The sequence below is a fragment of the Nostoc commune NIES-4072 genome (genome assembly GCF_003113895.1).
Taxonomy (GTDB): Bacteria; Cyanobacteriota; Cyanobacteriia; order Cyanobacteriales; family Nostocaceae; genus Nostoc; species Nostoc commune.
The window spans coordinates 6358845-6380515 of record NZ_BDUD01000001.1; the positions used below are offsets into that span (position 1 = coordinate 6358845).

Annotated in this window: 24 protein-coding genes; 9 read left to right on the top strand and 15 right to left on the bottom strand. The window is 42.0% G+C overall.

The features are described from left to right. Nucleotides 1-27 precede the first annotated feature (27 nt). The 7 genes from CDC33_RS28275 to CDC33_RS28310 form a co-directional block, all read right to left on the bottom strand. The gene (locus tag CDC33_RS28275) at nucleotides 28-711 is read right to left on the bottom strand and encodes a Crp/Fnr family transcriptional regulator (protein ID WP_109011755.1); all 684 of its coding nucleotides are present in this window, start codon (nucleotides 709-711) and stop codon (nucleotides 28-30) included. 470 nt (nucleotides 712-1181) lie between these two features. Further along, a complete protein-coding gene (locus CDC33_RS28280) occupies nucleotides 1182-2357 on the bottom strand; it encodes a HetZ-related protein 2 (RefSeq protein ID WP_109011756.1) in 1176 nt (391 codons plus the stop codon). 724 nt (nucleotides 2358-3081) lie between these two features. Next, nucleotides 3082-3429 carry a carbon dioxide-concentrating mechanism protein CcmK gene (locus tag CDC33_RS28290; protein ID WP_109011757.1) on the bottom strand — a complete coding sequence of 116 codons (348 nt, stop codon included), beginning with the start codon at nucleotides 3427-3429 and terminating at the stop codon, nucleotides 3082-3084. Nucleotides 3430-3514: 85 nt separating this feature from the next. Beyond that, nucleotides 3515-3826 carry a BMC domain-containing protein gene (locus tag CDC33_RS28295; RefSeq protein WP_100899977.1) on the bottom strand — a complete coding sequence of 104 codons (312 nt, stop codon included), beginning with the start codon at nucleotides 3824-3826 and terminating at the stop codon, nucleotides 3515-3517. A 252-nt stretch (nucleotides 3827-4078) separates the two neighbouring features. After that, a complete protein-coding gene (locus tag CDC33_RS28300; protein WP_109011758.1) occupies nucleotides 4079-4459 on the bottom strand; it encodes a tautomerase family protein in 381 nt (126 codons plus the stop codon). A gap of 28 nt (nucleotides 4460-4487) precedes the next feature. Continuing rightward, entirely contained in the window at nucleotides 4488-5111 is a 624-nt protein-coding gene (locus CDC33_RS28305; protein WP_109011759.1) for a hypothetical protein, read from the bottom strand. A gap of 2 nt (nucleotides 5112-5113) precedes the next feature. Next, complete coding sequence (locus tag CDC33_RS28310; protein WP_109011760.1) at nucleotides 5114-5746, bottom strand: AAA family ATPase; 633 nt, start codon at nucleotides 5744-5746, stop codon at nucleotides 5114-5116. A gap of 273 nt (nucleotides 5747-6019) precedes the next feature. Here CDC33_RS28310 and CDC33_RS28315 point away from each other — a divergent pair, with 273 nt between their 5' ends. Beyond that, nucleotides 6020-7402 carry a cytochrome P450 gene (locus tag CDC33_RS28315; RefSeq protein ID WP_109011761.1) on the top strand — a complete coding sequence of 461 codons (1383 nt, stop codon included), beginning with the start codon at nucleotides 6020-6022 and terminating at the stop codon, nucleotides 7400-7402. Nucleotides 7403-7433: 31 nt separating this feature from the next. Then, entirely contained in the window at nucleotides 7434-7604 is a 171-nt protein-coding gene (locus CDC33_RS39175; RefSeq protein ID WP_219930070.1) for a hypothetical protein, read from the top strand. Between the two features lie 248 nt (nucleotides 7605-7852). Here the strand turns inward: CDC33_RS39175 and CDC33_RS28325 are convergent, their stop codons facing one another. From CDC33_RS28325 to upp, 3 genes are all read right to left on the bottom strand, one after another. Then, on the bottom strand, nucleotides 7853-8110 hold the full coding sequence (locus CDC33_RS28325) for a YggT family protein (protein WP_109011763.1): 258 nt from the start codon (nucleotides 8108-8110) through the stop codon (nucleotides 7853-7855). Nucleotides 8111-8237: 127 nt separating this feature from the next. Then, the gene (locus CDC33_RS28330; protein ID WP_109012741.1) at nucleotides 8238-8591 is read right to left on the bottom strand and encodes a ssl2009 family thylakoid membrane protein; all 354 of its coding nucleotides are present in this window, start codon (nucleotides 8589-8591) and stop codon (nucleotides 8238-8240) included. Nucleotides 8592-8666: 75 nt separating this feature from the next. Then, nucleotides 8667-9317, bottom strand: coding sequence for a uracil phosphoribosyltransferase (upp, locus tag CDC33_RS28335; RefSeq protein ID WP_109011764.1), 651 nt, complete (start codon nucleotides 9315-9317; stop codon nucleotides 8667-8669). Between the two features lie 338 nt (nucleotides 9318-9655). Between upp and crtH the strand changes: the two genes are divergently transcribed. Together crtH and CDC33_RS28345 are read left to right on the top strand one after the other, a co-directional pair. Beyond that, nucleotides 9656-11152: a carotenoid isomerase gene (gene crtH / locus CDC33_RS28340; RefSeq protein WP_109011765.1), complete on the top strand. Its 1497-nt coding sequence runs from the start codon at nucleotides 9656-9658 to the stop codon at nucleotides 11150-11152. Between the two features lie 252 nt (nucleotides 11153-11404). Beyond that, nucleotides 11405-11980: a TetR/AcrR family transcriptional regulator gene (locus tag CDC33_RS28345; protein ID WP_109011766.1), complete on the top strand. Its 576-nt coding sequence runs from the start codon at nucleotides 11405-11407 to the stop codon at nucleotides 11978-11980. Nucleotides 11981-12093: 113 nt separating this feature from the next. On the opposite strand, the gene purT is transcribed toward CDC33_RS28345, so the two are convergent. Both purT and CDC33_RS28355 read right to left on the bottom strand, forming a co-directional pair. Next, the gene (purT, locus tag CDC33_RS28350) at nucleotides 12094-13257 is read right to left on the bottom strand and encodes a formate-dependent phosphoribosylglycinamide formyltransferase (RefSeq protein ID WP_109011767.1); all 1164 of its coding nucleotides are present in this window, start codon (nucleotides 13255-13257) and stop codon (nucleotides 12094-12096) included. Between the two features lie 64 nt (nucleotides 13258-13321). Beyond that, on the bottom strand, nucleotides 13322-13804 hold the full coding sequence (locus CDC33_RS28355; RefSeq protein ID WP_109011768.1) for a pentapeptide repeat-containing protein: 483 nt from the start codon (nucleotides 13802-13804) through the stop codon (nucleotides 13322-13324). 80 nt (nucleotides 13805-13884) lie between these two features. Between CDC33_RS28355 and CDC33_RS28360 the strand changes: the two genes are divergently transcribed. After that, entirely contained in the window at nucleotides 13885-14337 is a 453-nt protein-coding gene (locus CDC33_RS28360) for a hypothetical protein (protein WP_109011769.1), read from the top strand. A gap of 69 nt (nucleotides 14338-14406) precedes the next feature. Here the strand turns inward: CDC33_RS28360 and CDC33_RS28365 are convergent, their stop codons facing one another. Together CDC33_RS28365 and CDC33_RS28370 are read right to left on the bottom strand one after the other, a co-directional pair. Then, nucleotides 14407-14634, bottom strand: coding sequence for a hypothetical protein (locus tag CDC33_RS28365; RefSeq protein WP_109011770.1), 228 nt, complete (start codon nucleotides 14632-14634; stop codon nucleotides 14407-14409). After that, a complete protein-coding gene (locus CDC33_RS28370; protein WP_244919371.1) occupies nucleotides 14618-14977 on the bottom strand; it encodes a PIN domain-containing protein in 360 nt (119 codons plus the stop codon). Before CDC33_RS28370 ends, CDC33_RS28365 begins: the two co-directional genes overlap by 17 nt. Nucleotides 14978-15138: 161 nt before the next feature. Between CDC33_RS28370 and leuB the strand changes: the two genes are divergently transcribed. The 4 genes from leuB (at nucleotide 15139) to accD (ending at nucleotide 19497) form a co-directional block, all read left to right on the top strand. Then, entirely contained in the window at nucleotides 15139-16227 is a 1089-nt protein-coding gene (gene leuB / locus CDC33_RS28375; RefSeq protein ID WP_109011771.1) for a 3-isopropylmalate dehydrogenase, read from the top strand. 88 nt (nucleotides 16228-16315) lie between these two features. After that, the gene (locus CDC33_RS28380) at nucleotides 16316-16576 is read left to right on the top strand and encodes a hypothetical protein (RefSeq protein ID WP_109011772.1); all 261 of its coding nucleotides are present in this window, start codon (nucleotides 16316-16318) and stop codon (nucleotides 16574-16576) included. 116 nt (nucleotides 16577-16692) lie between these two features. Further along, entirely contained in the window at nucleotides 16693-17541 is an 849-nt protein-coding gene (locus CDC33_RS28385) for a prepilin peptidase (protein WP_109011773.1), read from the top strand. Nucleotides 17542-18546: 1005 nt separating this feature from the next. Continuing rightward, nucleotides 18547-19497 (top strand): acetyl-CoA carboxylase, carboxyltransferase subunit beta, encoded by a 951-nt coding sequence (gene accD / locus CDC33_RS28390; protein ID WP_109011774.1) that lies wholly within the window; start codon nucleotides 18547-18549, stop codon nucleotides 19495-19497. A gap of 75 nt (nucleotides 19498-19572) precedes the next feature. Here the strand turns inward: accD and CDC33_RS28395 are convergent, their stop codons facing one another. Beyond that, nucleotides 19573-21003, bottom strand: a complete 1431-nt coding sequence (locus tag CDC33_RS28395) for an MFS transporter (RefSeq protein ID WP_109011775.1) — start codon at nucleotides 21001-21003, stop codon at nucleotides 19573-19575. Nucleotides 21004-21671: the final 668 nt, after the last annotated feature.

Below are 21671 nucleotides of genomic sequence, written 5' to 3' on the forward strand. Positions count from 1 at the left end.
TTGTCAGTCCCTAATAACCCTTAGCAATCAAACTTTGCCAGCCAAGTTCATCAACTGTTTGAAGTTTACGAGATAAATGATATTGTTGGTGCTGTCAATTTTGATCCACCCTTTCTCATGCAGCTTTTCCATAATTTTGGTGGTTTCGTCAACACCAATTTCTGTTACCTCTGCTAAATCTTTGAAAGGAATGTTAAAAATTTCCTTTCCACAATTCGATTCTTGACCATAGCTTTCGCCTAAAGTCACTAGAGTATGGGCAAGTTTGACTGCTGGTGGTGAAGACCGCATTTGTAAGCGCAAGTTAATTTGCCGCAATCGCCGCACCATCAGTTGTAACATCCGATGATGTAACTGTGGGTCTTTGAACAAGATTTGAATAAAACGCTCTCTAGATACACTCAGCAAATTCACAGACGAAAGGGCTATGACATCGGTTGAGCGTGGAGATTCATCCAAAATTGCCATTTCTCCAAAAAAATCGCCCTTACCAAAAATTGCCAGAGCTACTGAATCTTCTGCGACGGTACGCCGGACTTTGACCCAACCTGAAACAACGAAGTAAACGGCGTTACCCCAGGCATCTTCCATCACAACGGCTCGCCCAGATGGGTATTCATGTTCAATTGCAACGTTGAGTAGCCATTCCAAAGTTTGGGGGGTGGCTGTACTCATTAAGGGGAAAAGCTCACTAAAAACCTCAGTCTGCATGAAATATTTATAAAAAATGGATTCAAGAGTAGGAAACTAACTTTGTCAATATAAATTTGTTTAGACCGTAATCTTATTTAGAATACGGTAGCAAAATCTCTATCTATTTGAGTTTAACTCTAAGCTTGATTAGTCTAGAGTTCGATTACAACATAACAATTATGTATAAAATTGGAATCAGCGATTTCACTTACAGAAATATGATTTAAGGTTTAATCAATTAATCAAAATTTTAGTTGTAGATATAAAGCTTACTAGTATAAAAAATATATCAATTAAAAATTGCCACGATACATAACGCATTCAAAATTAATCCCATGCTTTTAAGCGTGGTTCTTCTTGCTTCTGCCTTTTGAACTTTTAGTTTAGTAACTGAGGCATGAGGGGATGAACTTGCTATGAATTCTCCCCTGCTTGCCATCTCCTAGTTTGGTACACCACCTTAATTGAGCAACTAAATGCCTCACAGGCTACTCCTGGCTTCTTAAAGATTGGGCAGCAAGATAGATTTTTGTCCATTCACCTAGCACTTGATGGGTTTTGAGTTTTAACTGTTGGCCTATTGCTTCTATTGAGTTACCTGTTTTCCGCAAATCTAAAATCTGCCGCCCCAGAGGAGTTAATTTTTCATCTAGTTGCTGCCATTGGTTTTGCGTTAAACCCAAGTTATGTTCTTGCAAGGAAATTGAGAGCCAATTGTCTACTAGCTCTGGTTTACCTTTGAGGGCAAAAACACGCACAGCGTGGTAACTGATTTTTTCTCGCAGACGGTATACTTCTTTAGTCGGCTTATTTAATCTGTGGGCGATCTCTTCCTGGGATTTACCTTGTAAATATAGTCGTAGCCACTGTAGTGCGTCTGTTCCCAAATTTTCTTGTAAATAATTTTCAAATTCTTTTTGTACTGACTGACGTAGGGCAAGTTGTTCCTCTAGTTGTTGTGCTTCTTGATATTCTGCGATCGCCTGACTATCAACTAAGTTAACTCGATTGTCATTGTCGTCAGTGAGAACTTCTTCTGACACCATTCTAATCAAGTCACGACCCGGCACTTGGGTTAAGCCACCGCGCTGAGTGCGGCGCAGGTAATTTACAAACCGATAAGCTAATAGGGGCTGATTGCGTACTGGTCGCAGACAATATTCTTCTACACTGGCAAATAGCAGAGCATCTCCCAATCGTCTATCACTTGTATATTTGGCAATATCAGCCATTTGCTGTTGCATCTGGCTGTCGCTTTGCAGTAATTCTTGGAGTACTTCTTGCAATACATCTATGACACTACGCTGGCGATCGCGGCTTAGGGCAACCCAAGTCTGAATCTTATTCCGTAATGTTACTAAACTCCCCAATCGCGTTATCAAGTTCCGATAAGCACGTTCTCGCCCTAGCCCCAAATAGCGTTGACGTAAAATTCTCCAGCGATATTCCATCGCTTGCTTGGCGATGTCGAATTCTTTAGGGTTAAACAGATCAAACCGTTTGGAGTCAGATCCCAACAGCCAGAGAATAATGCTTTCTCTAGCAGCTTCATTTTGGTCTGGACATTCCGCAGCCAAGCGCTTTCGCCAATCTAGAGCTAGTTGTTCCACATCTGTTGTCATAGTGAGATTGCGTTCCTCGAAACTCAATTTTGAAGTTTGCATCACAACCCCCGTTCGTCCCACCTAATTGTTTAACTGGCAACTTGCCCGAATTTCATGAGTCTCATGAAAATAGCTCAGTGATTCCACTTTTATTACGTCTTAATTCACTAGAATTATGCAGAAATTTCTATATTGATGTTTTGCTGACAATTCCAAAATGCCCCAAACCCATACCTATAAAGCTTTTGGCGCTATTTTTTAATTTAACCTTTTTGTAAAGTTATGTTTTGTAACTGAGAATAAAAATCTGCCTACAGTGGTGGGTATACAGTTAGTAACTTTATGGACAAATGTCCTCAAGCAACTTTTCCCGGTGTTACGCAAAATGGATAAACTGCAATATCCTCTATCCCTAAACTATACGTCGCTGGGACTACCTTTCTTGTAATATTCAGGCTGGCATTTATATCTGCATGAATAAGTTTGCCAATTTATTTTTTCTAAACTAGCTTCATCCACAACTGTGTCTCTAACATTGGCAAGCTGTTCTTCTTCTTACAACTTTTACATTTTCAAAAATAAATAGTCAACAGTCAATATTGATTTTGACTATTGACTTTGACTGTTGCTTTCTCTCTGCTCCAAAATTCAACTTATGCAAAATTTGAAAACAGAAAGAATGCAATTTTCTAAAGTTTTGATAGTCAGAAGTCTGACAAGAAACTTATCTTTAAATTCATTTATGGGAATTTTTTGTTTTGAATTCCCCTACAGGAGGTTAAATCTATCGACTGTTGGATCTAACAATGGGATTTTCTACAGATTCTCGATAGCCTTGGACTTGTTCTGTGTAAGCAATTGGTAGAACAGCTTCAACGTTTTCATGGGGACGAGGAATAATCACCCAGGATTCTAATGTACCGCCATAAACATTTTCTGCGGCTTCAACACCAGCAGCCATAGCGGCTTTTACTTCAGAAACATCACCACGAATATTAACTGTAAAGCGAGCGCTACCTACTCTGATATAACCAACGAGGGTGACTCGACCAGCTTTTACCATAGCATCTGCTGCTGCTAGCACCGCAGGGAAACCTTTCGTTTCAAGTGCTCCAACTGCCTGTAATGACATTATTAATCTCCTGTATGAATAAACGATATGGGGGCTACAAATTAATTGTACGAAGCTTCGCTACAGATGTTGATAGCAAAATTGCTTAGAACATGCGGAAAGGTTCTGATTTTTCAGTGAAATGGATTGGTAATATGGTTTCCACATTTTCCGGAGGATTGGGAACTATGTAGTGAGTGATTACTGTACCAACCTTTACTTGCTCTCCAGCAGCGATTCCGGCTTCAACAGCTCTATTTACTTCAGAAACGTGTCCCCGGACAGCGACTAACAAACGAGCGCTTTCTGCTTGACCATAATACACAATTGTGACTGCGGCAGCTTTGACCATTGCATCTGCTGCTGCTAAGACACTAGGAAAACCTAAAGTTTCAATTACGCCAACGGCCATTGGCATGGCATTAGCTCCTGGATTAAGGGATAGGCGATTTTAATTGTACGTGGCTTTAGTCCCAATTTTGACATTTTAGAAAACTTTTTTTGATGTCATAGTTTTTGGGGAAGTGGGGAGAGACGCGATGAATCGCGTCTGTACAATTAGGAGTTAAGAGTTAGGAGTTGGAAGTTAGAATGTTTTGAGAGTCTCTGGACTATGTTTTATGTATTACACATTAAACTTTTTGCATGTTAGTTTGTGTAATTTTGTTGTTTATTGGTAATTTAGATTTAATTCATCTCCTGTTGTTCCCCGAATACCCCAGTTGTGTTTTGGAGTTTCTGTAATTGTGATTTCTATATCTATAGGTGCAATTGCAACTTGTTCAGATAAGCGGGAAAACAATAACCTAATTAGTTTCTTTTTCGTTTCAATAGTGCGTCCCTCAAACATACTAATCTCAATGATGATGTATTTTTCTGAACGTCCGACGGGATAGATGAAATCATCGGGTTCGAGAGGAAAGAAACGATGGGCACGCTTGTCTTGAGGATATACTAAAGCTTCAACAACACAAGAATGAATTGCCTCAGAAATGGCACTGCGAGAATGACGTATAAATGAAGCAGTGCCATAGATTTTAATTTGTACCATTGACCTTTATCTAACTGATGAACTGGTTCTAGTCAAGTAACCACATCTCATTAGAACTCTCAGGATACTCATTTGGTTGATTTTGTGGTTGATTTTGAGCTAATTTTTCTGATGAACGATGTGATTTTTTGTAGTTAAGTGGATTGTAGTGGTCTTTTACGGGTTTTATAGCACTAGTTTCTTTTACAGCTACAGCAAGTTTAGACTTATCTTCTGCTGTTTGTTTTAAAGCATTAATTTCTTCTATAAGCTTAGAATTTGCTTCTGCTAGTTGCAGTGCTGTTTTTTTTGTTTCTTCAAGTTCTTTTGTAACCTGTTGTACTAATGATTTATGTTCGGATGCTAATGTTTGTTGTTTAGATAGTTTTGATTGCAAATCAGCAATTTCCTGCCCAAGAGATGCTTCCTTTTTATGGCTTTTTTCCAGATTAGCTGTCAACTCTTTGACAATTGCTTCTAATTCAGCTTTAGTTGGAGTTGTGCGCTTGGTAGAATTTGGCTCAGGTGTTTGTGCTGAGGATTCTTCATCTAATGAAGCTTGTTCTTCGGCAATTTCTTGTGCTGTAATTTCGATCGCAGATTCGCCTTCTGAGGGTGTAAATTTTTGCGCCTCTTCTTGTAGTAAGTCAGAGAGACTTTGTTTCCTAGCCATTATTATTTTCTCCAATCACGCTGTAATTCATCAGCTGCACGGCGGTAGTCTAACTCCGCCTCCCGTGCATTACTTCCTCGCCATTGACTAATCGCTACACCCTCAAGTGCCGCTCTTTCATGAGCCTTATAAGCACGGATAAAGGTATTACAAGCAGGAATACCTAATCGAGTGAGAGTGTTTTTTGCTTCTAGTGCTTCCCCTATACTGCGCGTATCCACTTTGGTAAGCAGTACCCGATGAGGAGTTCCCACGGGAATGACCGCTTGCTTGACTGTTTCCACTAGGATAGCTAAATCCATTGCGGCTGGGGGTGTAGGCAAAACTAGATAATGTGCGATCGCAACTACCGCTACTAATGCTTCAGAGCGCAGCGCGGGAGGCGTATCTACTACTACTAAATCGTAACCTGTTATCTTTTGTAAATCACCTAAAAGTGTGGGATCTGTTTCTTGAGATAAATCAAATCCCATTCCTTGCTGACTGCGCCCAAACCACCAACTGGCAGAACCTTGAATATCTGCGTCAATCAGCAGTACCTTTTTTTTCTTCGCAAAGTTCGCAGCCAGATTGACTGCGGTGGTCGTTTTACCGACTCCTCCTTTACCGTTGAGAATAGCGATGATTTTTGGCACTGCTTTAGCTAGGAAAAGGGAGTGGGGAGTGGGGGGTGGGGAATAGGGAAGAAATCTTTTTCATTTTTGATTGGGATTTTTTAATTATGGATTGACTTGAAAGAGTGTTGAGTACTGAGTTAGTTATTAAAAGTTATTAGTTATCATCCTTCTCTTCCACTTTCTACTCCCTACTCCCTACTCCCCCATGATGAATATACCGCTTTATGTGGGCCTCAAGAACATGAAAACTCGTAACAATAAAATCAGAAGCCATCAATTCCCCAAACTCTTATGACAGCAACTTACAATTTGCCTGATGGGCCTCAAATGCCGCGCTGGCTGCGGATGATCAAGTTTATTGGTCAGCCTATAAAATATGTGGATGATTTTGCCAAAATTTATGGTGACACCTTTACTATCAGAAGTAGTCGCTCTGATAACCATCTTGTGTACTTTAGTCAACCCCAAGCGCTTGAGCAGATTTTTACTGCTGATTCCAGCCATTTTGAGGTTGGCAGGGGGAACATAGGACTAAAATTTTTGCTTGGCGATCGCTCTTTTATGTTAGCGGATGGCGATCGCCACCAGCGCCAACGGCAATTACTAACTCCTCCATTTCATGGTGAAAGGATGCTAGCTCATGGTCAGGATATCCAAAAAATAACCCGACAGGTGAGTAATGAATGGCAAATTGGCAAGCCTTTTAAGATCCGCGAGTCGATGCAAGAAATCACTTTGCGTGTTATTCTGCGGGTTGTATTTGGTTTAAATGAGGGAAAACTTTTTGAAGAACTGAGGCGATCGCTAAGTGACTTACTAGACTTCATCAGTTCGCCTCTAATGTCTAGCGCCTTCTTTTTCAGCTTCATGCAAAAAGATTTCGGTGCGTGGAGTCCGTGGGGCCGAATTCTGCAACAACAGCAAAAAATTGATCAACTTATTTATGCTTTGCTTCGAGAACGTCGGGCACAATCCGATCAAAATCGCCAAGATATCCTAAGTTTGATGATGGCTGCTCGTTATGACGATGGTCAAGGAATGTCAGATGAAGAATTACACGATGAGTTGATGACACTGCTAGTAGCGGGACATGAAACTACCGCTTCTGCATTGACATGGGCTTTTTACTGGATTGACCATTTACCAGAAGTGCGTGAAAAGTTGCTACAGGAACTTAACACGATTAGAGTTAACCCCGATTTGAGTACTGTAGCTAAATTGCCCTATTTGACAGCAGTGTGCCAAGAAACATTGCGAATTTACCCAATTGCCATGACTGCTTTCGTGCGGGTTGTGAAGACCCCAATTAAGATTATGGGCTACGAACTGCCACAAGGGACGGCAATAGTCCCCAGTATTTATTTAGCGCATCATCGAGAAGAAGTTTACCCACAATCAAAGCAGTTCAAACCAGAACGCTTTTTAGAAAGACAATATTCACCTTATGAATATTTCCCCTTTGGTGGCGGTAATCGTCGCTGCATTGGGATGGCATTTGCCCAGTATGAAATGAAAATCGTCTTGGCAACTATTTTGTCAGAATTTCAAGTATCGCTAGTCAACAAACGTCCTGTGCGTCCTGTGCGCCGTGGGTTAACAATAGCCGCACCGACTGGAATGCGGATGGTTGCAACACCTCAAAGTAAGCGTGCAAATACACCAGCGATCGTTTAGGCAAGTAGGGTGAGGTTTAAAAATGTACTTCATGCAAACGAAAACCGCTATATACTCAGTAAAGCAGATTCCGGTTGATTACGGTGTCTTTGTAACCAACGATTCCAAAACAGATCAGCCGTTGTATTTAGTCGAATTTGCTGCGATCGCAAACGCGCTGAAGCTACACTTTGCAACTCCCAAAAACGTTTATCATTGCTGATCCAACAAACCTCGATTGCGGTAAATCAATGGAGTACTAAGTTTCTAATTCGAGGTTGGAACCCAGCCAGCGAAAAGATTTTTGCTTACACGGTAGTAAAAGTGATGGGGTGTTACTCGATTTTCTGATTGCGAGTACATAAACTCCTCCTGATAAAAATTGTAGAGACGCTTTTACAATTAGCATCTCTACAAAAATTTTTATTGGGGTACTAATCAAAATCTCTGTACGAATAGATGGCAGGCTAATTAATAAGGAATGGCTCTCAAAAAGCCACCAGCTAAGTTGAGCGCGAAGAAAGCTAAGATCGGAGAAAAATCCATACCACCCAATGGGGGAATAATTGAGCGGAATAGATTCAAATAAGGGTCGGTTATCTGGGCTAAAGCAGCAAATGGCTGATTATACCAGTTGATTTGCGGGAACCAGGTCAACAAAACCCGGATGAGTAGCAAATAGCTATAAAAGGTGACAAAGGTAACTAGTGTCGTAATCAGTAAACTCATGGATAGCTTTGTTTCCTACTAAGTGTCAAACGCGGTCTTATCTTTTAATTTTAATTTAGTCTATGTCATGATGTTTGCGGATTTAGCACTTACCACACTTGACATTTTCACCACGCCTGAACAGACTTCAAGAGTCTTTAGTGAGGGAGCGGTCATTGCTTGCTTGGGGTGAACCACTATTAACATTTCCCAGTTGCTTCCGCACATCATCTATTGTGGCATTTAGCTGGGCAATTTTATCTTCTAGCGATCGCCTAGCCGTCTCTATACCGATGCTCTCGCTTTCTGAGGCTTTCATCTGACGCCGCTTTGCTGCTATTTTCTTGGCTTCGGCTTGGCTATCCGTTAGTTCTGTCTCCTCCTCTGCTAGCAACTCTGGATTGCGTCGAGAAGCAATCAGTGCCCCAATAACACCGCCAAATACACCACCGACAAACGCCCCTGCTACAAAACCACTGCCAAAACCATCTCGTTGACTCATATCTTTACCGCCTTCAACAAACCTTGCAACTTTTACAGTAGTTATGCTATCTTGCTGCCCTAGCTGCATAGTAGCTTAAGTCCCAAAGATGCGATCGCCTGCATCTCCCAATCCTGGCACAATATACCCCTTGTTATTCAGTTTTTCGTCAATAGTCGCCGTGTAAATTATTAAACCTGGATAAGCTACACTCAGTTTTTGCAAAGCTGGTGCAGCCGCCACCACGCAGACAATCCGGGTCAAGGATGGATCAGCACCCCGTTGTGTCAATTCTGCCATTACCGCCATGATTGACCCTCCTGTTGCTAACATCGGATCGGTAATTAACACTCGTGTTTCGGGGTCAAATTTTTCTGGTAACTTGTTCAGATAACAATGAGGTTGCAGTGTTTCTTCGTCTCGAACCAAACCATAATGGTAAATAGAAGCTAAAGGCAGTAAAGTCTGCGCTCCCTCAAGTAATCCTAGTCCAGCCCGTAGAATCGGTACTACTGCCACTGGTATTCGCGGATCAATCACGGTTGCTGAACAAGTATCCAAGGGACTCTGCACGGTCGTTTCTTGGGTTGGCAACCAGTCTCGCGCAGCTTCATAAGTCAGCCATCTTCCCAATTCAGTCATGGCACTGCGAAATAACACTGAAGGTGTGCCTGCATCACGGGCAACTGCCAGCCAGTGTTTGATCAGGGGATGGGGTGGAACATAAACCCGCAATTGTAGCGTCATAGCCAGAAATAAGGGCTTTTTTATTGTATAAGAACTGAAAACACCATAATACTCTTTCCTGCATCCGGCTGACAGCTGATAATTAACGCTTAATTAAGGCTATCAATCTTATTGATAAAATTTTTCATTAATAGTTGACATTAATTCTCAATCAAACTATATTGTTATACAGTGTTCTCCTCTCTTTTAAGGATCGGCAGACGGGATTAGCCAGCAGCAGCAGGCTCGTCCCTCTTTTTTTTGATTGGGGATTGGGGACTGGGGATTGAGGGATTGTGCATTGAGCATTAGGCATGGGGGAGAATAACTAATGACAAATGACAAATGACAAATGACAAATGACTAATATTATTGATGCGATCGTGATTGGGTCTGGGATTGGCGGATTAGTAACAGCAACCCAGTTAGCAGCTAAGGGAGCGAAAGTGCTGGTACTGGAACGTTATTTGATTCCAGGTGGGAGTGCTGGTTATTTTGAACGCCAAGGCTATCGATTTGATGTTGGTGCATCAATGATTTTTGGGCTGGGACAGAACGGCACTACTAATTTACTCACCCGCGCTTTGTCAGCTGTGAATGTTAGCCAAGAAGCGATCGCAGATCCGGTACAGATTCACTATCATCTACCCCAAGGTTTAAACTTGAAGGTTGACCGGGTTTATGAAACATTTTTGCAAAATCTTATTGCTCATTTTCCCCATGAAGACCAGGGGATTCGTCGCTTTTATGACGAATGCCAAAAAGTATTCAAATGCCTCAACAGCATGGATTTGCTGTCCCTAGAAGAACCTCGGTATCTACTGCGAACATTTTTCCAACATCCTTTGGCGTGTCTCGGTTTAGCTAAGTATCTGCCTCAAAATGCCGGGAATGTAGCACGGCGCTACATCAAAGACCCGCAATTATTGAGATTTATCGATATGGAGTGTTATTGCTGGTCGGTGGTTCCATCAGACATGACACCAATGATTAATGCTGGGATGGTCTTTTCTGACAGGCATTATGGCGGAGTTAATTATCCTAAAGGCGGGGTGGGACAAATTGCCCAAAAACTGGTGGAAGGTCTAGAGAAAGCTGGAGGTAAGATTCAGTACCAAGTTAGAGTCACGAAAATTCTTACAGAACAGGGAAAAGCGGTAGGTGTGCAACTAGCTAATGGTAAAGTATACCGGGGTAAACGCATAGTTTCTAATGCTACACGCTGGGATACATTTGAACAATTATTATCAGTAGAAGAAATGCCACATAATGAGAAAAAGTGGCAACAAAATTATCAAAAATCTCCAAGCTTCTTGAGTTTGCACATCGGGGTAAAGGAGTCAGTTTTACCTGCGGGGACAGAGTGTCACCATATTTTGCTGGAAGATTGGGAAAAGATGACAGCAGCAGAAGGCACTATTTTCGTTTCGATTCCTACATTGCTTGATCCAGATTTAGCACCAATTGGGTATCACATCATTCACGCATTTACGCCTCACTGGATTGATGATTGGCAAAAACTTTCTCCAAGTGAGTACGAAGCCAAGAAAGAAGAGGCAGCTTGGCGAATTATTGATCGCTTAGAAAATATTTTTCCCGGATTTGATGCTGGATTGGATTATCTGGAAGTGGGAACACCTCGCACCCATCGCCGCTTTTTGGGTCGTCAAGATGGCACTTATGGGCCAATTCCCCGGCGCAAGTTGTGGGGGTTATTGAATATGCCTTTTAATCGCACAGCTATTCCAGGACTTTATTGTGTGGGGGATAGTACCTTTCCGGGTCAAGGGTTGAATGCAGTAGCTTTTTCTGGGTTTGCTTGTGCCCACCGCATTGCCGTAGATTTAGGATTGTGAACTACCCCTTTAAAGTTCCGTCAAATGCTATTGACGCTCTCGATTCCAGGCTTTGACCAAATATATGGCTGAATGGTTTATCAAGAGGCGTTTTAGCAATGTGGTTTGTGTAGTTGTGCATCACTTTAATTGCTATGCCCAGAATGACTTCTGGTTGTTGCCTCAAATGTACAAAGAAAGTAGACAATCTTGTCTACTAAAAGTTGGTGCTATTGTATTTCAAAGGAGACAACCTTGTCTACTCATTTAACTATGACTACTGAATCAAGTCACGCTCGGCAACAAATCTTAGAAACGGCTTCTGAACTCTTTTATCAGAAGGGAATTCAGCATGTCGGTATTAATGAAGTCATTGCAGCGTCAGGTGTTGCTAAACGGACGCTTTACCGTTGGTTCCCTTCCAAAGACTTATTAATCGAGGAAGTGATGAAATATCGCGCTATCCAGTGGTTGTACTGGTTTGAGGATGCAGTTTCAGAGCGAGGTATTACACCCAAAGAACGTTTATTAGGAACGTTTGATGTGTTGCGTGAGTGGTACTCAAGTCCCAATTTTCGGGGTTGTCCGTTTATCAATGCTGTTTTGGAAATTGCCGATGCTTCTCATAAAGCACATCAGGTTTCAATAGACCTACGTGAGTCAATTCGACAAATTATTGTGCGCTTGGCGGCTGAGGCTGGCGTTAAAAATCCGGAATTCTTTTCGCAACAGTACCTTCTGCTGATTGGAGGAGCCAGCTTAATGGCAACAATCGAACAGTCACCCAACGGAGCAACATTTGCTCAAAGTGCCCTCTCGGTTCTAATTGATGCCAACATAGGAAATTGACATAGACACATGGTCAATTACACAAAAAAATTAGGTAAACTTCGCTTATATAACCGTGACTTCTAGTTGTTCGGTGTTCTGGTACAAGATGTAAGTCAACTTAGTTAACAGAGCTAGATAATTTGAATTTTACTTGCAGCTTTCGTAGCTTTTTCTCTAGCCTCTTGGACATTAATACCTTTCGCTAAAGCTACACCCATTCGCCGATATGGATGAGCATTAGGTTTACCGAATAACTTAATATCTACATCTTTTTCTGACAAAGCATCGGCTACACCACTAAAAGCAATAGAATCAGATTTTTCGGAAGCTAAAATTACCGCACTAGCTGATGCTCCTAGCTGTTCTATATGAGGAATTGGCAAGCCTAAAATTGCTCGCAGATGAAGTTCAAATTCATTGAGATTTTGTGAGATTAATGTCACCATTCCGGTATCGTGAGGTCTGGGAGAAAGTTCAGAAAAAATCACTTCATCTTTGGTAATGAAAAACTCAACACCAAAAATTCCGGCTCCTCCTAAAGCATCAGTGACCTTTATGGCTATTTCTTGAGCTTTTAATATCTTGTCTTCAGAAATTTCTGCGGGTTGCCACGACTCTTGATAATCTCCTCTTTCTTGGCGATGACCAATAGGAGAACAGAAAATAGTGGGTGCATTCCACTGTTTAATTGTCAGTAAAGTTATCTCAATTTCAAAATTAATAAATTCTTCTACGATGACCTTTTGACTGTCTCCTCTAGAATTAGCGATCGCATAATTCCAAGCCTTCTCAACTTCACTCTTTTCTTGCACTACAGACTGACCTTTACCAGAGGATGACATCACAGGTTTAACAACATTACTAAACCCAATTTCATCAGAAACTGCAATCAATTCTTCTAGAGTTGTTGCATAACCATATTTAGCCGTTCTGATGCCTAATTGTTGATGTGCCAGTTCTCGAATTCTATCGCGGTTCATTGTATAGTTAGTAGCAGCCGCAGTCGGTATAACTGTAATCCCTTGCTGCTCAAATTCGATCAGCTTTTTTGTTCTGATTGCTTCAATTTCTGGTATAATAATATCTGGCTGATATTTTGTTACTACAGCTTCTAAATCATCAGCACTGAGCATAGAAATAACTTCATAAGCATCAGCAACTTGCATCGCTGGAGCATTGGCGTAGCGGTCAACGGCAATCACATAATTACCAAGACGTTGAGCTGCGATCGCAAATTCTTTGCCTAGTTCTCCTGAACCCAGCAACATCAATTTTTGGGGCAACTTAATACTCATTAACTTATCCAGTCAATTTCAATTTAATCATCTTATAATTTTTTGTGTTTTCATTACCATTTTTTCAAGAATTAAATTTAGCCCCGCGTAGTTGCAAATCTTGACGTTGCAGTTCATTTAGACCAATACCTTCCCCAAACTGACACTTATCAACTAAAGTCTCTAGCCAAATAGTCTCGTTAAGAGTTGTGCCTCGTAAATCAGCATTTCTCAAATCGGCTTTCGTAAAATTTGCAAATAATAGGTCTGCATTGACTAAACTACTACCTTGTAGATTAGCTTCTGATAAATTTCCCCGAATTAAGTTTACCCCATCTAAAATTAAACCAGATAAATCTGCTCCTATAAGATTAGGAAATTTTAGCTGACTTGGATATTTAAAAAACCGCATCATCAAAATGATGTTTCGTTCATTTAATCTTATTTTAGTTAAAAACTCATAACGAGCTATGCCCAATTGCTTAAGAGTTTGTAGACGCTGTGAGGGACTTTGTTCTAAAAACTGAATAGCTGTGTAGCGTAAGTCTTGAGTAGGGATATTTAACATGATTTTTAGATTATCGTGATAGTTTTGCCAATAAAAAAATAACAGATTATATAGTCAAATAATAGTTTCCGAAATTGAAAGTGGCTTTATATAAAGCTACTTTGTGTAGTGGATTCATAGGACTAGCCGGAATACCTACTGATATTACGATTACATTGTATTCCAATGTAAAACTAGCATCAGCCCTTTTTGCCCTTTATGGCATTGATACAAAAAGCGAATCTACACGAGTACTAGTTTTAGCGGCTGCGGTTGGAGTAAGTGTATCTGAACTGGCTAATCAATTAGGAACTCAAGTAGGATCGCAAGCTATTCAGAAAGCTTTGATGTCTATCCCTGGTAAAACATTTGCTGAGATAAACAAAGCTTTGGGAATTAGGTTAATCTCCAAAGCAGGCGAGAAAACTTTAGCCAACGTAGCAACAATCATGCCTTTTATCGGGTCTGCGGTTGGTGGTACGGTAAATGGGGTAATGATGAATGCTTGTGGACATTCAGTGATTGCCTTCATCAAGGTTTGGAAAAGGTTATAAAGTAAGGTGGTATTTGTAGCGATTATCTAGATTGTTAAGTCTAGATAATCACTACCACATAAAACTTTTCTACTTTTCGCCCTTCTCCTGCTGTTTTCGTCGCTCCTCAATGCGAGCAAAAATTTCATCAATAGTGGGATTTCCCAAGATTTGATCCCTGTCTCGTGTGTAATCTCCACTACCTATTTCAAATTGCTGCATAAATCTTGCCATTCCAGCAGGGCCAAGAGCCTTTGTTAAGGCTTCTATTCCCAGTCGCCTAATCTCAGCTTGAGTCAACTTAGTCACGTCTAGCATTTATTACCTCCGATACCCACCGCAATGGGTTTTCTACTCTCACTTGTAGCATGGCGCTGTTTTTTGCTCCTAAGCGCAACATTCTGTCATCAGTTGTTAAAAAGATATCGGCATTTCCGACTTCTGCACAAGCAATATGAGATGCATCAAAGGTTTTTAATCCGAGAGCAACAACTTCTCTAGCACGGAACTTAACCTGTTCTCTAGCCATAATTTTAGTGCTTGCTAAAGCAGCCCAAGCCATCATTTGTCGTTTTCTTTCTCCGTCTGGTGTCTGTTCCAACTCCTCATCCATAACTTCACTTCCCAGTAATTGCCATTCACCACTCTGACAACGAGCCAAAATGAGCCTTATAGCCTCGGCTTCTAAAAAATCCGTTCTTGTGTCTGATCGTCAAAAGGGCGATTCAGACAACACACATCTAAATAAATTAAAAACTCCATCGGTACATTTTGCTAGGTATGATATTTGATCTGCAAGCATTTACCTAGTAATAACGAGCTATGACCCAGAACTACCGCATTACTCTACTACCCGGCGATGGCATTGGCCCTGAAATTATGGCAGTGGCGGTAGATGTGCTGAAAGTCGTAGGGAAGCAATTTGATCTGAAGTTTGAATTCCAAGAAGCCCTCATTGGTGGTGCAGCAATTGATGCCACAGGTGAACCCCTACCATCTGCCACTCTAGATACCTGCCGTAACAGTGATGCTGTGTTACTTGCTGCCATTGGTGGTTATAAGTGGGATTCCCTACCATCCAATTTACGCCCAGAAGCAGGTTTGTTAGGGCTACGTGCAGGTTTGGGATTATTTGCCAATTTGCGCCCAGCGAAAATTTTGCCCCAGCTAATCGACGCCTCGACTTTGAAACGCGAAGTTGTGGAAGGCGTGGATATTATGGTGGTGCGTGAACTCACTGGCGGAATTTACTTCGGTAAACCCAAGGGGATTTTTGCTACAGAAACTGGTGAAAAACGCGGTGTAAATACGATGGTTTATAGCGAATCGGAAATCGAACGCATTGGACGAGTGGCGTTTGAAGCAGCCCGCAAACGTGGCGGAAAACTTTGTTCGGTAGATAAAGCCAACGTATTAGAAGTATCTCAGTTATGGCGCGATCGCATCATCCAACTTTCACAAGAATATCCAGATATCGAACTCTCTCATTTATATGTAGATAATGCTGCTATGCAGTTAGTACGCTCTCCCAAGCAGTTCGATACTATTGTCACAGGCAATTTGTTTGGTGATATTCTTTCTGATGCTGCTGCTATGCTCACAGGTAGTATTGGGATGTTACCCTCGGCTAGTTTGGGCGCTTCTGGACCTGGTGTGTTTGAACCAGTTCATGGTTCTGCCCCAGATATTGCCGGACTTGATAAGGCAAATCCTTTAGCACAGGTTTTGAGTGCGGCGATGATGTTACGCTACGGTTTAGACCAACCAAAAGCGGCAGATCACATCGAACAAGCCGTATTGCAAGTTTTAGAACAAGGCGATCGCACCGGGGATATAATTTCTCCAGGAAAAAACCTTTTAGGTTGCCGCGCTATGGGCGATGCACTGATTTTAGCTCTTGAAAGAAAATAATTAAAATGCTACTTGGGCAATTTGGCAACCTTTGCTATAAGTTTCGGGTAGACTAAAGGGAAATCTAGCAATCAAATAACAGTCGATAGTGTACGCATTACGACAAGGTCAAGTAAATTTTACCGCCCAGAAGAACCAATCGCCTTTGATTGATCCCGCCCTAATCAGAGCCGCCGGGCAGATATACTATACTCACTGTGAAGTACATCCCGAAATAGCTGGGCAACCTTCCGGTGTAGCAATTAATCGTGTGACTCATCGAGGTAAAGTTATTTTCACTAATCAACCAGTTCTTTTACCTCAAGAATGTTTTGTGCCCTTAAGTCAAATAGAATCGCACATGTATTAGTCATTGGTCATTGGTCATTGGTCATTAATCATTAGTCATTAGTCATTAGTTCTCGACAAAGGACAAAAGATAAACGACAAATGACACAGGACAAATGACAAAGGACAAATGATTGTATGGACATTTTGTTCGCCATTCCGGCGAGTGTAATGGTCTTTGCTTTGGGTGCATCTATTGGCAGTTTTATTAACGTTATTGTTTATCGGCTACCTGCTGGGTTGTCAATTCTTTGGCCTCCCTCTCGTTGTCCCCACTGCTTAAACCAGCTAAAAGCTCACGACAATGTACCAGTATTTGGTTGGATTTCCTTAAGAGGGCGGTGTCGATATTGCAAAAGCAAAATTGCTGTCCGTTATCCTGTGGTAGAAGGGGTAACGGGCATAATTTTTTTACTAGTTTTTTTGGTATTCCAAGTTTCGACTTTAACAATAGGCTATTGGGCTTTTTGTAGTTGGTTATTGGCGCTATCGCTTATCGACCTAGATACAATGACTTTACCCAATCCACTTACTCAGTCGGGTTTGGTGGTGGGGATTTTGTTTCAAATGGTGGTTGGTTTTTTACCAGAGGCTAGTTCTATGGCATTGGTAAATCACCTGATGATGGCAATAGTCGGTGCAGTATTAGGCTTATGGCTATTTGATGCGATCGCCCTATTGGGTTCAATTGCCTTTGGTAAAACTGCAATGGGTGCAGGTGATGCCAAGTTAGCAGCCATGATGGGAGCCTGGTTAGGCTGGAAATATTTACTCTTAGCTAGTTTTATTGCTTGTGTGCTAGGAGCGTTAATTGGCAGCAGTGTAATAATGCGTAGACGCAAAACTGCAAGCCAAGAGACATCGCTACCAAGGTTAGGACAAAAGATGCCTTTTGGCCCTTTTCTGGCTTTAGGATCTGTGATTACTCTATTTAGCGGCGAAGCCCTTTTGTCTAGCTACCTGCGGTTATTTTTTCCAGCGTCTTGAACTGAAGTGGGGAATAAGGGAGGGAGCAGGGGAGACTTGGGGACAAGGGGACAAGGGGACTTGGTGACTTGTGAGAACTTGCAACAAGTCTTTACCCTTGTCCCCAATTCTCAAGAGTCCCCAAGTCCTCTTCCCAATGCCCCATGCTCATTCATAATAAATATTTATAATTCGTGACTGTAACCAGCATTACCCCAGCTACCCTTGATATTTTGATAATATTCAGCTTGTGACTTGTATTACCCTTGTAAACTACCCTGGTGTTTAGACAGATGTGGCTCTCCCAATTCGTCGGGAATACCCAAGAGAACTCCATAGTTCTATTGGTCTGACATCCCTCCAAGGGTATAAATCCTGATTCCCAAGACCAAATCTTTTACCCATAGCTCTGGTCTACTCCTTCACAGAAGCAAGCTACGCGTAGCGTCCCGTAAAGAAGGGGTTTCTTGCAACATATACCTATAAGCTTGGTTTTCGCTTGTGGCATTGATGGTCAAAACACTAATTATAATATCCGAGAAATCGGTATTCCTTATATATCCTGGATGCAATCGTCATCAGCCGCTCACAATCTCCACTTTCTGAATACATTGTTCGCGTTAGGTCTTGCAGAGAAGGTGGGGACTTCCGTAATCCATTAACGACGATTAACCGTTGGCAATCACAACTAGTGCAACAGATGCTGATTGGTCATAACCTAGCAACACAAATCATTGATTTGGGTAGGAGGGGGAAAGCATCTTATTTGGAGGTTAGTATTCTCATGGCTTTGTCAGTATGTCCATATAATTAAGTCTGCTGAAAAAAGAGCAAGGACTTGTATTGGCATAAGTATTTTCGTTAAGCTGGCAACCAAAGATGAAAATTAAAGTCTGAATTGCTTAAAAGCTTAGTTTGACGATGTAGCTATTAGTCATTAATAAAGATAAATGATGAAAGGCTAAGGATAATCCGATACAGTTTGACATGTTTTCGACCTCATACCCACTTAAAATAAAATAAAAAATGGCTAACAACGAAGAATCACGCGGTTTAAAGTCTCTATTTGATTGGTTTGCAAATCGACGGAAGTCAGGATCTACTAGCCTCGAACGCCAAGAACGTGAAATTGCTGATGGGCTATGGCATAAATGTTCTAAATGCAGTGTGTTGGCATATACAAAAGACCTAAAAGCCAACCAGATGGTTTGTACTGAATGTGGTCATCACAATCGGGTAGACAGCGATGAGCGCATCCGTCAATTGATAGATCATAATACCTGGAAACCGCTAGACGAGCATTTGCGTCCAAGCGATCCGTTAGAATTTCGCGATCGCAAACCCTACAGCGATCGCCTGCGGGAAATGCAGGAGAAAATTGGCTTAATAGACGCGGTTAAAACTGGTTTAGGTCAAATCAATGGTTTGCCCATTGCCCTTGGGGTTATGGACTTCCGTTTCATGGGTGGTAGCATGGGTTCCGTCGTGGGAGAAAGACTTACCCGCATGATTGAGCAAGCCACTCAACGACGGTATCCTGTAGTTATCGTCTGCACTTCTGGTGGCGCGAGAATGCAAGAAGGAATGCTCTCTCTGATGCAGATGGCGAAAATCTCCGCAGCCCTACAGCGCCATAAAGACGCCCGATTATTATATATTCCTGTTTTAACTAATCCCACAACAGGCGGTGTTACCGCTAGCTTTGCGATGTTGGGCGATATCATTTTGGCAGAACCCAAGGCAACTATTGGTTTTGCCGGTCGGCGAGTGATTGAGCAAACCCTGCGGGAAAAACTACCTGATGATTTTCAGACTGCTGAAGATTTGCTCCTGCATGGTTTTGTTGATGATATCGTACCCCGTACCCAATTAAAGAACACCCTAGCCCAGCTGATTGCCCTACACCAACCTGTACTAACAACGCCTCAGATGGTGTTGTGGGAAACAATGTCCTTGACTTCTTCCGCCGCAGAATAGAGCAGGGGAAGCAGGGGAAGCAGGGGAAGCAGGGGGAGCAGAGGGAGAAAATCCTAGCTCATCCCCCTATCCTCCTCATGCTCTCTCCGGCTCTTTGACAAAAAGTAGTGGGATAAGCGCTGCTAGTCGAAATAGACTAGAGAGGGCGAACAACCCCAGTAAGCCTCCAAACTGAGCAAATTGGACGATGAAACTGCCTATAGTTGTGCCTAAAGCACCACTCGCTCCAGCAACGGCAGCTGCGATCGCAAAATAGATAGACTGATTTTTAACTGGTGCGATCGCCAATTGTATATTGTTATTACACAAGTCAATCGCCGCCCAAGTACCTCCAGCCAAGATGTGTAACAGGGGTAACCACAACCAAATGTCAAGGTGATCGGCGCCAATCCCCAGCCAAAGCAGTGGTGTGGCTGCAACCAAAATCCCAATACAGATTAGGATGGGACGATTGCCTATCTTGTCTGCTAATTTGCCCCACACGATGAGCATCAGCAAAGTCGCCGCCGCTTGCAGGCTGTTGTAGATAGTTACATAGCTCACGTCTAAATCGAGCGTGTCGAGCATATAGAGATTAAAAAAAGGACTGCTGAGGTTAACAGCAAGGGCCCAGAAGCTGACATACAGCAGAAATCTCAAAAAGTTAGAGTTTTTCCAGATGCTGGAAGCTGGCGCAACAGGTAGGGTCGAATCCCCATCTGAACTATCTCCCTTGCTCTCTATCCCCTGCTCCCTTGCCTCTTGTTCAAGCTTATTTGTTTGAGATAACTTGCCATAGTAAGTGTTTTGCGATCGCGGATTCATATCCACCTGGAAATATTGACAGCCCAATCCCACAATCCCAAACACTATACCTATCAGCAGAACCACCCCATAGCCTTGAATACTTCCACCATACCAATGTGATACGAGTAGACCGGCTATTGGTACGCAAACCAAATTGGTGAGGCTAGCAGCACTATTGCGTATCCCAAAATACCTGCCTCGCAATTGCCGAGGAACTATCATTGCTACCCAACTTAGCCACGATGCCGCTCCTAATCCTCCCAAAAGATTGCTGAATAGAACAATCAACAGTGTCAATATCACTAACTGGTGAGTATTAATCACGCCCAAATTGAGGCCGATAATACCGATTACTAAAACCAGCCATAGCAGCCGACCAATTCCGTGTGTCCGAAGAGAATATTGAAAGCGGCTGGTGCTACGTTCAGACAAGTAAGCACCCAACGGCTGAATAAGATTGACCAACATGGGGATAGAGCAAAGCATCCCAAATACCACTGGACTAGCACCTAATTCCACCAAAAAATTGCTGAGTAAAATTCCGCCAGTTCCAAGAGAGTAAACCGCAGCTAAGACAGAATCCGCAGTCGAAGCTTTTAAACTAGTGCGAATCGCATCCTTGGGAATTCGAGAGGTTTCAGAAAGTGCTGTGGGCGGTAAGGCAATCTGGGGAATTTCTAGAGTCCGTGGTGCAGTTGTTTCAACCTGAACAAAATCCATAATGTATGTTTATGAGTAAAACATTCTGACATAAATCCGGTTGTTGAGAAACTCAGTATGCTTCCATCAGCATTCTTGATAAGTTTTCGTTATTTTAGCTTGCAATTTTTAACCAAAATTTCAAATAAGTAAAACATCACTCCTTAATAACACAAGGTGCAAGTAATAAGAGAGGCTGTTATTTGTCTGTGATCAAGAAAAGATTACTTAATTTTTTGGGATTGGCGATCGCGATCGTCATTATTGACGGTAGTTAACTACGCTACACGTGGCAGGTACGCATTTTTGTTAGCAGTAGCGATCATTGCCATCACTTTAATGAACTTTGGGGGTTTAAGTCCCCTGCCTCTATAGGCAGCACGTTTTGTGTCGGGGATTTAGACCCCCGTCACAAAACGTAATTGCGAATTGCGAATTGCGAATTGCGAATTGGTTTAATTCACAGGCGACTTTTTGGAGGCGAAAGGATTTGACCAAGGGATGATTGTCCATAGCATAGTTAATGCCACTTTCATCTTCATGATGCGGCAGTTTTTTGTTAATTTTCCTAAATGTAATTAATTAAGAGTTAAAAGTTCTTCCCCTGCTCCCCCTACCCTCTTTCCTCCTCCCGATTCCCAAACAGTATTTTGGGCAACAAATTGCACTCCTAACGTGATATTGGTATT